At 64.7% G+C, this 13,929-nt stretch carries 13 protein-coding genes; 6 read left to right on the top strand and 7 right to left on the bottom strand.

All coding sequences use genetic code 11. The features are described 5' to 3' along the window. Positions 1-70: 70 nt before the first annotated feature. From V9L21_RS01030 to V9L21_RS01000, 7 genes are all read right to left on the bottom strand, one after another. Entirely contained in the window at positions 71-673 is a 603-nt protein-coding gene (locus V9L21_RS01030) for a response regulator transcription factor (RefSeq protein ID WP_258501945.1), read from the bottom strand. 72 nt (positions 674-745) lie between these two features. After that, positions 746-2,077, bottom strand: coding sequence for a tryptophan--tRNA ligase (locus V9L21_RS01025; RefSeq protein ID WP_337308385.1), 1,332 nt, complete (start codon positions 2,075-2,077; stop codon positions 746-748). A gap of 16 nt (positions 2,078-2,093) precedes the next feature. Beyond that, on the bottom strand, positions 2,094-2,765 hold the full coding sequence (locus V9L21_RS01020) for a site-2 protease family protein (RefSeq protein ID WP_337308383.1): 672 nt from the start codon (positions 2,763-2,765) through the stop codon (positions 2,094-2,096). Positions 2,766-2,808: 43 nt separating this feature from the next. Further along, on the bottom strand, positions 2,809-3,444 hold the full coding sequence (locus tag V9L21_RS01015; protein ID WP_258501941.1) for an L-threonylcarbamoyladenylate synthase: 636 nt from the start codon (positions 3,442-3,444) through the stop codon (positions 2,809-2,811). Positions 3,445-3,457: 13 nt separating this feature from the next. Then, positions 3,458-4,435, bottom strand: coding sequence for a DMT family transporter (locus tag V9L21_RS01010; RefSeq protein ID WP_157615235.1), 978 nt, complete (start codon positions 4,433-4,435; stop codon positions 3,458-3,460). Then, on the bottom strand, positions 4,432-5,289 hold the full coding sequence (locus V9L21_RS01005) for a 3',5'-nucleoside bisphosphate phosphatase (protein WP_337308379.1): 858 nt from the start codon (positions 5,287-5,289) through the stop codon (positions 4,432-4,434). Before V9L21_RS01005 ends, V9L21_RS01010 begins: the two co-directional genes overlap by 4 nt. Before the next feature lie 97 nt (positions 5,290-5,386). Then, a complete protein-coding gene (locus tag V9L21_RS01000; RefSeq protein ID WP_337308377.1) occupies positions 5,387-6,421 on the bottom strand; it encodes a transporter in 1,035 nt (344 codons plus the stop codon). Positions 6,422-6,580: 159 nt separating this feature from the next. Between V9L21_RS01000 and ppk2 the strand changes: the two genes are divergently transcribed. The 6 genes from ppk2 (at position 6,581) to urtD (ending at position 13,868) form a co-directional block, all read left to right on the top strand. Further along, positions 6,581-7,498 carry a polyphosphate kinase 2 gene (gene ppk2 / locus V9L21_RS00995; RefSeq protein WP_409514024.1) on the top strand — a complete coding sequence of 306 codons (918 nt, stop codon included), beginning with the start codon at positions 6,581-6,583 and terminating at the stop codon, positions 7,496-7,498. A 71-nt stretch (positions 7,499-7,569) separates the two neighbouring features. Further along, complete coding sequence (locus V9L21_RS00990; protein WP_337308374.1) at positions 7,570-8,634, top strand: extracellular catalytic domain type 1 short-chain-length polyhydroxyalkanoate depolymerase; 1,065 nt, start codon at positions 7,570-7,572, stop codon at positions 8,632-8,634. A 136-nt stretch (positions 8,635-8,770) separates the two neighbouring features. Continuing rightward, positions 8,771-10,039 (top strand): urea ABC transporter substrate-binding protein, encoded by a 1,269-nt coding sequence (urtA, locus tag V9L21_RS00985; protein ID WP_307699557.1) that lies wholly within the window; start codon positions 8,771-8,773, stop codon positions 10,037-10,039. Between the two features lie 192 nt (positions 10,040-10,231). Further along, positions 10,232-11,779, top strand: a complete 1,548-nt coding sequence (urtB, locus tag V9L21_RS00980) for an urea ABC transporter permease subunit UrtB (protein ID WP_337308372.1) — start codon at positions 10,232-10,234, stop codon at positions 11,777-11,779. Beyond that, the gene (gene urtC, locus V9L21_RS00975) at positions 11,776-12,993 is read left to right on the top strand and encodes an urea ABC transporter permease subunit UrtC (RefSeq protein ID WP_337308370.1); all 1,218 of its coding nucleotides are present in this window, start codon (positions 11,776-11,778) and stop codon (positions 12,991-12,993) included. The genes urtB and urtC overlap by 4 nt, the downstream gene beginning before the upstream one ends. Continuing rightward, positions 12,990-13,868, top strand: a complete 879-nt coding sequence (gene urtD / locus V9L21_RS00970; protein WP_337308368.1) for an urea ABC transporter ATP-binding protein UrtD — start codon at positions 12,990-12,992, stop codon at positions 13,866-13,868. The genes urtC and urtD overlap by 4 nt, the downstream gene beginning before the upstream one ends. Positions 13,869-13,929: the final 61 nt, after the last annotated feature.

Genomic DNA, 13,929 nt, shown 5'->3' with positions numbered 1-13,929 from the left:
GGCCTCAGGTGTTGCCCCCGGTAGGGGGTTGGCGTAGCGACACGAAGTGCGCGCAGACTGGGGGCGAGCCTCAGTTACTCGAAATCAGCCCGTTGGTCCGCGCGTAGTGCAGCGCCTGCGTGCGGCTCTTCACGCCCAGGCGGCGGAACAGGCGCCACAGGTGCACCTTCACCGTGTGTTCGCTGATCTCCAGGTCGGTTGCGATGTCGCGGTTGCTCATGCCCTTGTCGAGCATGGCGATCAGCTGCGTCTGGCGCTTCGACAGCTTGCTGTTGTTGGCCAGCGCCGGCTCGTCCGCTTCTTCCGAACCGGCCATCAAGAGGCCGCGCAGCACAGCGGCCAGTTCGGCCGAGCTGGCCGACTTCTCGATGTAGGTGTCGGCGCCCGCTTCGATGCACGCGTCTTCCATGTCCGCAGCCGGCGCCGCCGAGTAAACGGCGATCGGCACGTTGGGATAGACCTGCTTGACTGCGACCACACCAGAAACGCCGTTGGTGTCGGGCAGCTTCAGGTCCAGGCAGAAAAGGGTCGGCGCGCCGCGCTGCTGAACCGAGCTCGCGAGCTTGTCCAGCCGCTCGAGCTCGACGATGTTTTCGGCCGGCCGCAGGCGCCGCAACACCATCACGATGGCGTCGCGCATCAGGGGATGGTCGTCGATGACATAAATGCTCATGTTTTCTTCCTTTGTGATCGCCCGTCTACTCTCGTCTGTCCCCGGCGGGTGAGCCGATGGACATATGCCGGATCAACTTCCGCTGGTCGCGGTCGTTGCCTCCGCCAGTGCTTCCAGCGCCGCATTCGCGGCGCTCAATTCTTCTGTGCCGACCGGCTCCAGCTGGTCGGCGAGCGCGGTCAATGCTGCGCCGCGCTGTTGCTGCAAGGCGGCAATCGCACGCCCGGCTTCCTGCGGCGACGCGAAACCACGGCTTTGCAGCAGCGCCGCGCCGTTCGCATCGAGCAGTTTGAAATAGAACAGCCCGTCGCGCTCGCGGTACTGCTTGAAACTCGGCTTGGCGACCTTGGCCGCCTTGCGGGCCCCGCCCTTGTCGCGGCCCGCCGCAAGGTTGCGCAGCCCCACCGCATGGCGCAGTTCGGTCATGAAGGGGCGCGAGAGCTTGCGGGCCTTTTCGGCGCCGATAAGCAGAATGCGCTCGATCTCGGCCGGGTTGTTCATCAGTTCGTCGTAGCGGGCGCGCAGCGGCGCCACTTCGCGGTCGATGCGCTCGAACAGCATCTGCTTGGCGTCGCCCCAGCCGATGCCGTCGGCGTACGCCTTGCGCAGCATTTCGGTTTCTTCGGCGGTGGCAAAGGCCTGGTAGATCTGGAACAGCGCCGAGCCTTCGGTGTCCTTGGGCTCGCCGGGGGCGCGCGAGTCGGTGACGATGCTCGAAATCTGCTTTTGCAGTTGGCCGCGCGGCGCAAACAGCGGAATGGTGTTGCCGTAGCTCTTGCTCATCTTGCGGCCGTCCAGGCCGGGCAGGGTGGCAACGGCATCGTCGATCTCGGCATCGGGCAGCGTGAAGTGCTCGCCGTACTGGTGGTTGAAACGCTGCGCCATGTCGCGCGCCATTTCGATGTGCTGCACCTGGTCGCGCCCCACGGGCACCTTGTGCGCGTTGAACATCAGGATATCGGCACCCATCAGCACCGGGTACATGAACAGGCCGGCGGTCACGTCGGAATCCGGGTCTTCGCCCTTGGCTACGTTCTTGTCGAGCTGGGCCTTGTAGGCATGGGCGCGATTGAGCACACCCTTGCCGGTCACGCAGGTCAGAAACCAGGTGAGCTCGGTAATTTCGGCAATGTCCGACTGGCGGTAGAACGTCACGCGCTCGGGGTCGAGCCCGCAAGCCAGCCAGCTGGCCGCAATTTCGAGCGTGGAGCGCTGGATGAGCGCCGGCTCCTGCACCTTGATGAGCGCGTGGTAGTCGGCCAGGAAGAAAAAGCTCTCCACGCCTGGCGCCACGCTCTGCCGCACCGAATGGCGGATCGAGCCGACGTAGTTGCCGAGGTGCGGCGTGCCGGACGGCGTGATGCCGGTCAGGACGCGCAGGGGAGCTGGAGAAGACGAAGCCATGTGATGGACTTGGGGCTTAGAGCATTAATGCCGCGAACGGAATGAGGAATATCTTGATGATCTCGGACCCTGCCGTCATCAATGGATTGAGCCAAAAGGTTCGAAGAACACCTGTCAGCACCAATGCCATCACGATGAAAAATCCGTAGGGCTCGATGCGCGCAAGGAAGTTCTGCACAGGACCATCTGGCAGCAGACCGGCAAGGATACGGCCACCGTCGAGCGGAGGCAGTGGAAAAAGATTGAAGGCCCACATCACGAGGTTGACCAGTACGCCGCCCTGAGCCATTTGTACGAAAAAAGGTTCGGAAATATCCATGGCCCGCAGCACGACGAAGAATATGGCCCATGCCAAAGCCATTGCAAAGTTGGCCGCCGGCGCTGAAAGTGACACCCAGATCAGATCGCGCTTCGGATTGCGTAGATTGTCCGGGTCGAACGGAATGGGTTTGGCATAGCCAAACAGCAGTGCTCCCGAGGTCGCGAAGTACAGAACGATAGGAATCAGCAGCGTGCCAATCGGATCGATGTGTTTGATCGGATTGAGCGTAAGCCGACCCATGACTGCCGCTGTGTGATCACCGAAACGGGCCGCCGTGCGACCCCTGACCACTGCGGGCACTGTGATGGCAAACAGCACTGGCAATGCCAGGATCAATACGGTTTGAATCTGACTTGTAATATCCACTGGGCGATTGTGTCAGACAGACTGGAAGCTTCGGTGCCGCTCGTCAGAGGCCAAGCACCGCCAGCGCGCCGCGGCCTTGCCGCACCACGACCGGATCGTCGCCCGTGCCCATGGGCGTGAGGTCGACCACGGTGGTGGGCTGCGAAGGGCAGGCGCCCGCGTCGATGACGGCGCCGATCTGCTTCTCGAAACGCTCGCGAATGGTCTGCGCATCGTTCAGTGCTTCGGTTTCGCCGGGTGCGATCAGGGTGGTGGCCAGGAGCGGCGCGCCGTGCAGCGCCAGCAGTTCGAGCAGCACCTTGTGGTCGGGCACGCGCAGGCCGATGGTCTTGCGCTGCGGGTGGCTCACGCGCCGCGGCACTTCCTTGGTGGCTTCGAGCAGGAAGGTGTAGGGGCCCGGCGTGGCGGCCTTCAGCAGGCGGTACTGCTTGTTGTCGACGCGCGCATAGTTGGCCAGCTCGCTCAGGTCGCGGCAGATCAGCGTGAGATGGTGCTTCTCGTCGACCTGGCGGATGCGGCGCAGTTGGTCGACCGCATCCTTGTCGTCGAGGTGGCAGGCGAGTGCGTAGCTCGAGTCGGTGGGCACGGCCACGATCTCGCCGCGCTGCAACAGCGTGGCGGCCTGCTTGAGCAGGCGTTGCTGGGGGTTGTCCGGGTGGACTTCGAAGTACTGGGCCATGAAAGACTCCTGATTACGATTCCGCCGGCTCGATGGGCACGCGGCGCTCGCGCACCGTGAGCCAGGCGCCGGCCGCGCCGCAAACCGCAATCATCGAAATGCCGATGAGCGAGACGCGGTCGGGCACGTGTGAAAAAACGAGCCAACCGCCCAGCATGGCAAAGGCGATCTGGGCATAAAGGTAGGGCGTCAGCGTGGAAGCCGGCGCGCGCTGGTAGGCCAGGATAAGAATGAAGTGTCCCACCGTGCCCATGAAGCCCATGAGGCACAGCAATGCCCACCAGTGCCACGAGGGGAGGGCCGTCCAAACGAACGGCAGCGCCAGGGACGCGATCAACGTGCCCACCCAGCCGGTATAGAAATGCATGGTGAGCGGGTTCTCGGTTTGCGCCAGCTTGCTTGTGAGCACCTGGAACCATGCATTGGTCAGCACCAGCCCGATGGGCAGCAGCACAGCCCAGCTGAATGCATCGCCGCCCGGCCGCAAGATGACCAAGGTGCCGGCAAAGCCGCCCGCCACCAGCGCCCAGCGCAGCACCGAAACGTGCTCTTTCAGCGTGGTGGCCGCCAGAAGCGTAATGACCAGCGGCGCTATCAGCACGATGGAAGTGAACTCGGCCAGCGGCATGTAGCGCAGGCTCAAGAAGGCCAGCGTGCTCGACGCCAGCAGCAGCGCGCCGCGCAGCAGCTGGTAGCGCGGATGCTGAGTGCGCAGCAGCGCCGTGCCGTGCTTGGGCAGCAGCACCGCCGTGGTGGCTACGGCCTGAAAGGCATAGCGAAACCACACGCCCATGAGAATCGGCACGGCGGCGGTCGATGTCTTGGTGGCCGTGTCGAGCGTGGCAAAGCAGGCCACCGCCACCAGCACCAGGCCAATGCCCGCGAGGATGCGTTCGGATTCGACGTCGCGCGTTTGCTGCGCAGCGGCGCGGGCATTCGCCAGTGCGGCCGTTGCCGCGCTGTCAGTGCCGGGCCCGGGGCTCTGGCTCACTGCTGAATGCGGTGGCTGAGCAGTTCCCACACCGGCGTGAGCGCGCCGGGCAACGGTGGCAGCTTGCCGAGATCGCAATGGCTTTCGTCGGGGCTGTGGAAATCGCTGCCGCGCGAGGCGGCGAAATCGAACTCGAGCGCCTTGTCGGCGTATTCGACGTATTCGGCTGTCGTATGGCTGCCGGTGACGACTTCGATCGCCTTCCCGCCGTGCGCCTTGAACTCGAGGAACAGCGCGTATTCCTCGTTGGCGGTGAACTTGTAGCGACCCGGGTGCGCAATGACGGCCATGCCCTTGGCGGCCGTGATCCACTGGACTGCGTCTTTCAGAGAGGCCCAGCGGTGCGGCACATAGCCAGGCTTGCCTTCGGTCAGGTACTTGCGAAACACCTCTGGCGTGTCGCGGCAATGGCCTTGCTCGACCAGGAAGCGCGCAAAGTGGGTGCGCGAGATCAGCTCGGGGTTGCCGACGAACTTGAGTGCGCCTTCGTAAGCGCCGTGAATGCCGACCTTGGCCAGCCCCTCGGCCATTTCCTGCGCGCGCTTGCCGCGGCCTCCGCGCGTGTCGTAGAGGCCCTGGCTCATGGCGGCGTCGTCCGGGTCGAAGCCCAAGCCGACGATGTGCACGGTCTCGCCGGCAAAGGTCACCGAGATCTCGGTGCCGGTTAGGTAACGGATGCCATTGGCGCGCGCCGCTGCGGCCGCGCGGTGTTGGCCGCCGACTTCGTCATGGTCGGTAAGCGCCCAGAGTTCGACCCCGTTGGCGGCGGCGCGCGCTGCCAGTTCTTCGGGCGTCAGCGTGCCGTCGGAAACCACGGAATGGCAGTGCAGATCGGCATTGAGAATAGAGGACACATGATCATTCTATTGGGTCTGCAACACCGATGCGGGCGCATGGATGCTATTGTGGTTGCTATTAAATAAATAGCATTACTGCCGCAGCCGATGCGGCTTAGCGCTTCTTGCGAAAAGCCGTCCATGCGGCCACGGCGGTAAAGCTGGCGACGATGGCCACCACGATCCAGAACCCGTGCTTGTGCTCGGCCAGCGGAATGCCGCCCACGTTCATTCCGAACAGGCCAGCGAGGATGTTGATGGGCAGCGCAAGCACGGTTACCACCGTCAGCACGAACAGGCTGCGGTTGTTGTCTTCATTGACGTTGGCGGCAATTTCTTCTTGCAGCAGCTTGATGCGCTCCTGCAGCGCCTGCATGTCGCGCAGCACCACCGAAAATTCTTCGGTGGAGCCGCGCAGCTCCTGCGCGTCGGGCTCGGCCATCCAGGCCGGCGGCCCCTGAAGCAGCCGGAACAGGGCGGCGGGCTCGGGCGCGAGCAGCCGCTGCAGCCGCACCAGCAGCCGGCGCAGCACGCCGAGCCGCGCGCGCTTGTGGTCGAGCCGGCCGGCGAGCAGTTCGTCCTCGATGCGGTCGATGCGCGAAGTGACGCCGCGCACGATCTTCACCAGCACGTCGGCCTGGGCGCGCAGCAGGTGCTCGAGCAGTTCGGTGCTCGAGCGCGGCGCGTCTCCGGCCTTGACCGCCGTTCGCAGCGCATCGACCGAGCGCAGCGGCTTGGCGCGCGCCGTAACCACCAGGCGCGGCCCCACGCTGATCCAGAGCGTGGAAATGTCCGAGGGCTCGAAGCTGAATTCGAAGTGCACGTCGTTGATGACGGCAATCAGCGAATCGTCGGCGCGTTCGATGCGCGTGGAGGGCAGGCCCTCGTGCAGCGCCTCATAAAAAGTGTCGGAGAGCTGCGTATGGCGCAGCAGCCAGCGTTCGGCTTGGGCATGGCTCAGGTTGAAGTGCAACCACAAGAATGCGGAGTCCGACGAGGGCGGCGCGCCGGTGCCCAGCCACGCCGCGGCCTGCGCCGAGTCGATTGACCGCACGGGCTCCGGCGCGGCGGCGTCGAACAAATAGCCGCAGATCAGCCCGGCTTCGTCGCCGCCGTACGAGTTGGCGGCCAGGTCATGGAGTGCCGGCAAGGTGCGTGTGGATCAGGAAGGCCAAAGGGGTGTGCCCCCGGATGGTGTTCGACCTATATGACAACCTCGTGTCCGCCGACGCCAATCCGTCACGCAACGGTCATACGCTGCGTGCAGCATGCCCCGTTCCACCTCACACATCCCTCTTTGCTAGCCATGATGCTGACGAGCGCACTTCCAGACCACGAAGACCTGATGCAACGCATCGCCCGCGATTTGATCGACAGCTATGACGAGGAGTTGGAGCTGGAGATCGAAGACCGCAACATCGGCGACCTCGATCCCGCCGCCCGCGCCACCGACAAGGCCGCGCGGCAAGCCTACTTCAAGGAACTGTTCCGCCTGCAGGGCGAGCTCGTCAAGCTGCAGGACTGGGTGCAGCACAGCAAGCAGAAGGTGGTCATTCTTTTCGAAGGCCGTGACGCGGCGGGCAAGGGCGGCGTGATCAAGCGAATTACCCAGCGCCTGAACCCGCGCGTGGCGCGCGTGGCCGCGTTGCCGGCGCCCAACGACCGCGAACGCACCCAGTGGTACTTTCAGCGCTATGCCGCGCACCTGCCCGCGGCCGGCGAAATGGTGCTGTTCGACCGCAGCTGGTACAACCGCGCCGGCGTCGAGCGCGTGATGGGCTTTTGCACCGACGACGAGTACGAGGAGTTCTTCCGCACCGTGCCGGAGTTCGAGAAGATGCTGGTGCGTTCGGGCATCAAGCTCATCAAATACTGGTTCTCCATTACCGACGACGAGCAGCACATGCGCTTTCTCGGGCGCATTCACGATCCGCTCAAGCAATGGAAGCTGAGCCCCATGGACCTCGAAAGCCGCCGCCGCTGGGAGGAATACACCAAGGCGAAGGAAATCATGCTGGAGCGCACCCACATTCCAGAGGCGCCCTGGTGGGTGGTGCAGGCGGTCGATAAGAAGAAGGCCCGGCTCAATTGCATCAGCCACCTGCTGGGCCAGTTGCCCTACCAGGAGGTTGCGCATCCGCCGGTTCAGCTGCCCGCGCGGGAGCGCCATGCCGACTACCTGCGCCAGCCGGTGCCGGCGAGCATGATCGTGCCGGAAATCTACTGAGGCACGGGGCGGGGCTCCAGGCCTTCACCGCCTCGTTTGGACGCCCGGCGCTTTGCCTTCACACTGCGCCCATGGTTCGTCGCTCCACCACTGCTTCTCTCTTTGCCCGCGCCTATGAGCGCAACCTGAAAGCCCTGACCAAGCTCACGCTGAGCAACAGCAAGCGCGTGACGGGGCAGGTGCAGCGCGCCACCGCCAAGCGCCTCAAGCCGCCGCCGGGCCGGGGCGATTGGCTCAGCGGCATGGCGTTGGGCCCAGGCGGCGCGCGGGGCTATCACCTCTTTCGCCCGGCCGACCTGAAGCTGAAGCCCGGCGAAAGGCTGCCGCTCATGGTCATGCTGCACGGCTGCGGCCAGACCGGGCGCGACTTTGCGGCCAGCACGCGCATGAACGCGCTCGCGGTGCGGCAGCGCTTTCTGGTGCTCTACCTGGAGCAAGACAGGCTGGCCCATCCGCAAGGCTGCTGGAATTGGTATGAGCGGCGCTCGGGCAAGGCCGACGCCGAGGCCGCCACGCTGATGGCGGCTATCGACCAGGCCTGCGTGCTGTATCCGGTAGACCGCGAGCGCATTGCGCTGGCCGGCCTCTCGGCCGGGGCCAGCATGGCCGCGTTGCTGGCAACGCGCTACCCGCTGCGCTTTCGCGCCGTGGTCATGCATTCAGGTGTGGCGCCGGGCGCCGCCAAGTCTTCGGCCACCGCCCTGGGCGCGATGCGCGGCCAGCACACGCCGCCGATGCCCTCCACCGCCGTCGGAAAGGCAATGGGCGCCGCTGCCGTCTTCGCGACATTGCCGCCGATGCTGGTGCTGCATGGCGATGCCGACGCCGTGGTGGCGCCGAGCAACGCCGTCAACAGCGCGGCCGTGTGGGCCACGGCGGTGGGCGCAAAGCCGGGCCTCGCGCGCACGCTCCAGCGCGGCAAGCGGCACCCCATGCGGGTGACTCAGTTCCGGCGCAAGGGCCGCACGCTGGTCACGCTGTGCGAGATTGCGGGCCTGGGCCACGCCTGGAGCGGCGGCGCCGCCAGCCTGCTTTTCAGCGACCCGGCCGGGCCGGACGCGACGCGGATGGTCTGGGCCTTTGCGGCGGCGCAGTTCAAGCGCGCAGCGCCGGAGCTTGACCTGATACCCCGCTAGGGGCCAGGCCAGCCCCTGAGTACCTCCGTGTACGCCACCCGGCGTATTTCTCGCGCGCGGTCGAATCCGCAGACTCCCCTCCATCGTCCGGCGAGCCCGGCGACAAGGTTTCAACCACCCCGGAGCAGGAGTCCACATGCAACGTCGTTTCACCCTCAAGGCGCTCACCGCCGCTGTCGCCCTGGCCAGCATCTCCGCTGCGCCGGCCTTTGCCGCCGACACCATTAAGGTCGGCGTGCTGCACTCGCTGTCGGGCACGATGGCCATTTCTGAAACGGTGTTGAAAGACACGGTGCTGATGGCCATTGACGACATCAACAAGAAGGGCGGCGTGCTGGGCAAGCAGCTCGAGCCCGTGGTGGTCGACCCCGCTTCCAACTGGCCCCTGTTCGCCGAAAAGACCAAGCAGCTGCTCGGCCAGGACAAGGTTTCGGTGATCTTCGGCTGCTGGACGTCGGTGTCGCGCAAGTCGGTGCTGCCGGTGGTCGAGGAAATGAACGGTCTCTTGTTCTACCCCGTGCAATACGAAGGTGAAGAGCTCTCCAAGAATGTGTTCTACACGGGCGCAGCGCCCAACCAGCAAGCCATTCCGGCCGTCGACTACCTCATGAGCAAAGAAGGCGGCGGCGCCAAGCGCTGGGTGCTGCTGGGTACCGACTACGTGTACCCCCGCACCACCAACAAGATCCTGCGCGCCTACCTCAAGAGCAAGGGCGTGAAGGACACCGACATCGACGAGAAGTACACCCCCTTCGGCCATAGCGACTACCAGACCATCGTTGCCGACATCAAGAAGTTCTCGGCCGGCGGCAAGACGGCCGTGGTGTCGACCATCAACGGCGACTCAAACGTGCCCTTCTACAAGGAACTCGGCAACGCCGGCCTCAAGGCCAAGGACGTGCCCGTGGTGGCCTTCTCGGTGGGCGAAGAAGAACTGCGCGGCGTGGACACCAAGCCGCTGGTCGGCCACCTGGCCGCATGGAACTACTTCATGTCCATCAAGAACCCGACGAACACGGCGTTCATCAAGCAGTGGGGCGACTACGCCAAGGCCAAGAACATTGCCGGCCACAAGGACAAGCCGCTCACCAACGACCCGATGGAAGCCACCTGGATCGGCATCCACATGTGGAAGCAGGCGGTCGAGAAGGCCAAGAGCACGGACACCGACAAGGTGATTGCCGCCATGGCCGGCCAGACCTTCACGGCGCCCTCCGGCATCGTGTCGAAGATGGACGAGAAGAACCATCACCTGCACAAGAGCGTGTTCATCGGCGAGATCAAGGCCGACGGCCAGTTCAGCGTGGTGTGGAAGACGCCGGGCCCGGTCAAGGCCAAGCCTTGGAGCCCGTACATCGAAGGCAACGACAAGAAGCCGGATCAGCCGGCTGGCAAGTCGCTGTAAATCATCAGCAAGTCCCTTGCCTTGCTCCCTCTCCCCTCGGGGAGAGGGCGGGGGTGAGGGCAGCGGCGGTCATTCGGCCGCCGTCTCTGTTGGAAGGCCGCTGGCCCTCACCCCAACCCTCTCCCCTGGGGGAGAGGGAGCAACACGAATTTCACGATGCTTCGACGATCCCTTCACTGCGCACTCGCCGCCATGCTCCTCATGGCAACGGCCGTCCACGCGCTGACCGCCGACGAAGCCAAGGCCATAGCCTCCGGCGAATCCGAATCGCGCATCACCGCGCTCAACAAGGCCGTGCTCACAGCCGACGAAAAAACCGCCGCTTTCATCCAGGCCATGTCGGAAGACGCGGTCAAGTACACCGAAGACAAGGTCTTCGTGATGAAGGATGACAAAGGCTATGACCCGGTGACCGGCGCCGAACTGAAGGTGCCCGACACCGCCGAGGACGTGGTCAACAACAACCTGATGCGCGGTGCGCTCGATGCCGCGCAGGCCGCGCTCAAGCTCACGAGCAAGGACGACGCGGTGCGCGCCGAAGCCGCGCAGGCGCTCTTCAAGGAGCCCGACGAATCGCGCGTGCCGATGGTCGAGAAGGCGCTGGCCGCCGAGACCAACCCCGGCATCAAGGCGCAGCTCCAGCTGGTGCGCGCCGCCAGCATGCTTACCAGCGCCGACAAGGCCAAGCGCCTGGCTGCGGCCAAGGAGCTCGGCGCCAACAGCAGTCCCGACACCAAGCTGCTGCTCAACCAGCGCTTGGCCGACGAGACCGAAGCGGACGTCAAGGCCGCCATCGTCGCTTCCATTGCCAGCATCGACGGCTCGCTGGTGTGGGGCGACCGCATCAACGCCGTGTTCAGCGGCATCAGCCTGGGCTCGGTGCTGCTGCTGGCCGCGCTGGGCCTGGCCATCACCTACGGCCTGATGGGCGTCATCAACATGGCGCATGGCGAGCTGATGATGATCGGCGCCTATGCCACCTACGTGATGCAAGGCATCTTCCAGCGCTACATGCCCGAGGCGGCTTTCGGCTGGTACCTGGTGGCGGCCATTCCGGTTTCCTTTCTTGCATCGGCGCTGGTGGGTGCGGTGCTCGAACGCGGTGTGATCCGCTTTCTTTACGGCCGCCCGCTCGAAACGCTGCTCGCCACCTGGGGCATCAGCCTGATGCTGCAGCAGCTCGTGCGATCGCTGTTCGGCGCGCAGAACGTCGGCGTCGAAAACCCTGGCTGGATGAGCGGCGGCTTCACCATGCTGAGCAACGTCACGCTGCCGTGGAACCGCATCTGCATCATCATCTTTGCGGCGCTGGTGCTGCTTGCGATGGGGTGGCTTATCGGCCGCACGCGGCTAGGCCTGTTCGTGCGCGGTGTGACGCAGAACCGCCCGATTGCTTCGTGCATGGGCGTGAACACCGCGCGCATCGACACCTACGCCTTCGCGCTCGGCTCCGGTATTGCCGGCCTTGCGGGTTGCGCGCTGAGCCAGATCGGCAACGTGGGTCCAGACCTCGGACAGAGCTACATCGTCGACAGCTTCATGGTGGTCGTGATGGGCGGCGTGGGCCAGCTTGCGGGCACGGTGTATGCGGCCATGGGGCTCGGCATTCTCAACAAGTTCATCGAAGGCTGGGCGGGCGCGGTGCTCGCGAAAATCGCGGTGCTTGTCTTCATCATCATCTTCATTCAAAAGAGACCTCAGGGCATCTTTGCCATGAAGGGCCGGAGCGCGGAAGCATGAGCAAGGTCGTACTACCCACCAAGGGCCCGCTGTTGAGCGGCAAGGGCTGGACAGCCTTCTTCGTCGCGCTGATCGTGGTGTGCGCAGTGGCGCCTGTGCTCAACATGTGGGTGCCTGCGGACAGTCCGCTGCACATGAGCGACTACGCCGTGGCGCTCGTCGGCAAGATCATGTGCTACGCCATCTGCGCGCTGGCCATGGACCTGATCTGGGGCTACACCGGCATCCTCTCGCTGGGCCACGGCCTCTTCTTTGCGCTGGGCGGCTACATGATGGGCATGTACCTCATGCGCCAGATCGGCCGCGACGGCAACTACAAGAGCGACTTGCCGGACTTCATGGTGTTTCTCGACTGGAAGACATTGCCCTGGCACTGGACCTTCAGCGACAGCTTCATCGCCACGCTCGTCCTCATCGTTGCGGTGCCGGGCCTCATCGCCTTCGTGTTCGGTTTCTTCGCGTTCCGCTCGCGCATCAAGGGCGTGTACTTCTCGATCATCACGCAGGCGATGACCTTTGCGGCGATGCTGCTGTTCTTCCGCAACGAGACGGGCTTCGGCGGCAACAACGGTTTTACCGACTTCAAGCGCATCCTCGGCATTCCGATTGCGACGCAGGAAATGCGTATGACGCTCTTCGCGCTCACGGGCATCACGCTGCTGGGCTTCTTTCTCTTTGCCAGGTGGCTCATCGGCAGCAAGTTCGGCCGCGTGCTGCAGGCCATTCGCGATGCGGAAACGCGCGTGATGTTCTCGGGCTACAACCCGCTGCCGTACAAGCTCACCATCTGGGTCATCTCCGCCATCATGTGCGGCGTGGCCGGTGCGCTCTATGTGCCGCAGGTCGGCATCATCAACCCCGGCGAAATGAGCGCGGCCAATTCCATCGAGATCGCGATCTGGGCGGCCGTGGGCGGTCGCGCAACGCTCATCGGGCCGATCATCGGCGCCTTCATCGTCAACGGTGCGAAGAGCTGGCTCACTGTGGCTTATCCCGAGTACTGGCTTTACTTCCTGGGTGCCTTGTTCATTGCTGTCACGCTGTTCCTGCCGAACGGCATCGTGGGTCTGGTGAAGAAGTGGCTGTCGCGCGAGAAGGCGGCGCCGAGCGCAGGCCGCGAAGAAGCACAGCGCGCCATGGCCGCCGCGCAAGGCATGGAGCCCGAGGCGCTGCATGCGCCGCTGGCCGCCGAGGTGAAGGGAGCGCGCGCATGACGCCCGACTTGATGGAAGCCGGCGCCGAGCGCGCCGCCCGCGCGGCAGGCATGCACTACGTGAGCGGCAGCACCGAGTCGGGCGGCCGTTCCGCCGACTTCGGCCGCATCGCAACGCCGGGCGAAGTCGACATTACGCACGGCCGCATCCTCTACCTCGAAGACGTGAGCGTGAGCTTCGACGGCTTCAAGGCCATCAACAAGCTGTCGCTCGACATTGCGCCGGGCGAGCTGCGCTGCATCATCGGCCCCAACGGTGCGGGCAAGACGACGATGATGGATATCATCACCGGCAAGACGCGGCCCGACTCGGGTACGGTGTTCTTCGGCAGCACCATCGACCTGCTGCGCCACCGCGAAGCCGAAATCGCCCAGCTGGGCATCGGCCGCAAGTTCCAGAAGCCGACGGTGTTCGAGCATCTCACCGTGTTCGAGAACCTCGAGCTCGCGCTCAAGACCAACAAGGGCGTGCGCGCGTCGATGCTGTTCAGGCTCGACTCGGCGCAGAGCGACCGGCTGGCGGAAGTGCTGCACACCATCCACCTAGCCGACAGCGTGTCGCGCCTTGCGGGCAACCTGAGCCACGGCCAGAAGCAGTGGCTCGAGATCGGCATGCTGCTGATGCAGGACCCGAAGCTGCTGCTGCTCGACGAGCCCGTGGCCGGCATGACGGACGAAGAGACGGCTCGCACGGCAGAGCTGTTCCTCACGCTCAAGGGCAAGCATTCGCTGATGGTGGTGGAGCACGACATGAGCTTCATCCGCACCATTTCCGAGATCGTGACGGTGCTGTGCGATGGGTCGGTGCTGGCGCAAGGCACGCTGGACGAGGTGCAGTCGGACGAACGCGTGATCGAGGTTTATCTTGGGCGGTGATTTCGTCGCTGCTGTTGTCCGGGGCTCGGCGACGAGGGCTGTGGTCAGAGCGGTGGTGCGC

This window comes from Variovorax sp. CCNWLW235 (genome assembly GCF_037204085.1).
Taxonomy (GTDB): Bacteria; Pseudomonadota; Gammaproteobacteria; order Burkholderiales; family Burkholderiaceae_C; genus Variovorax.
This window is presented reverse-complemented; position numbering and strand designations above follow the sequence as displayed.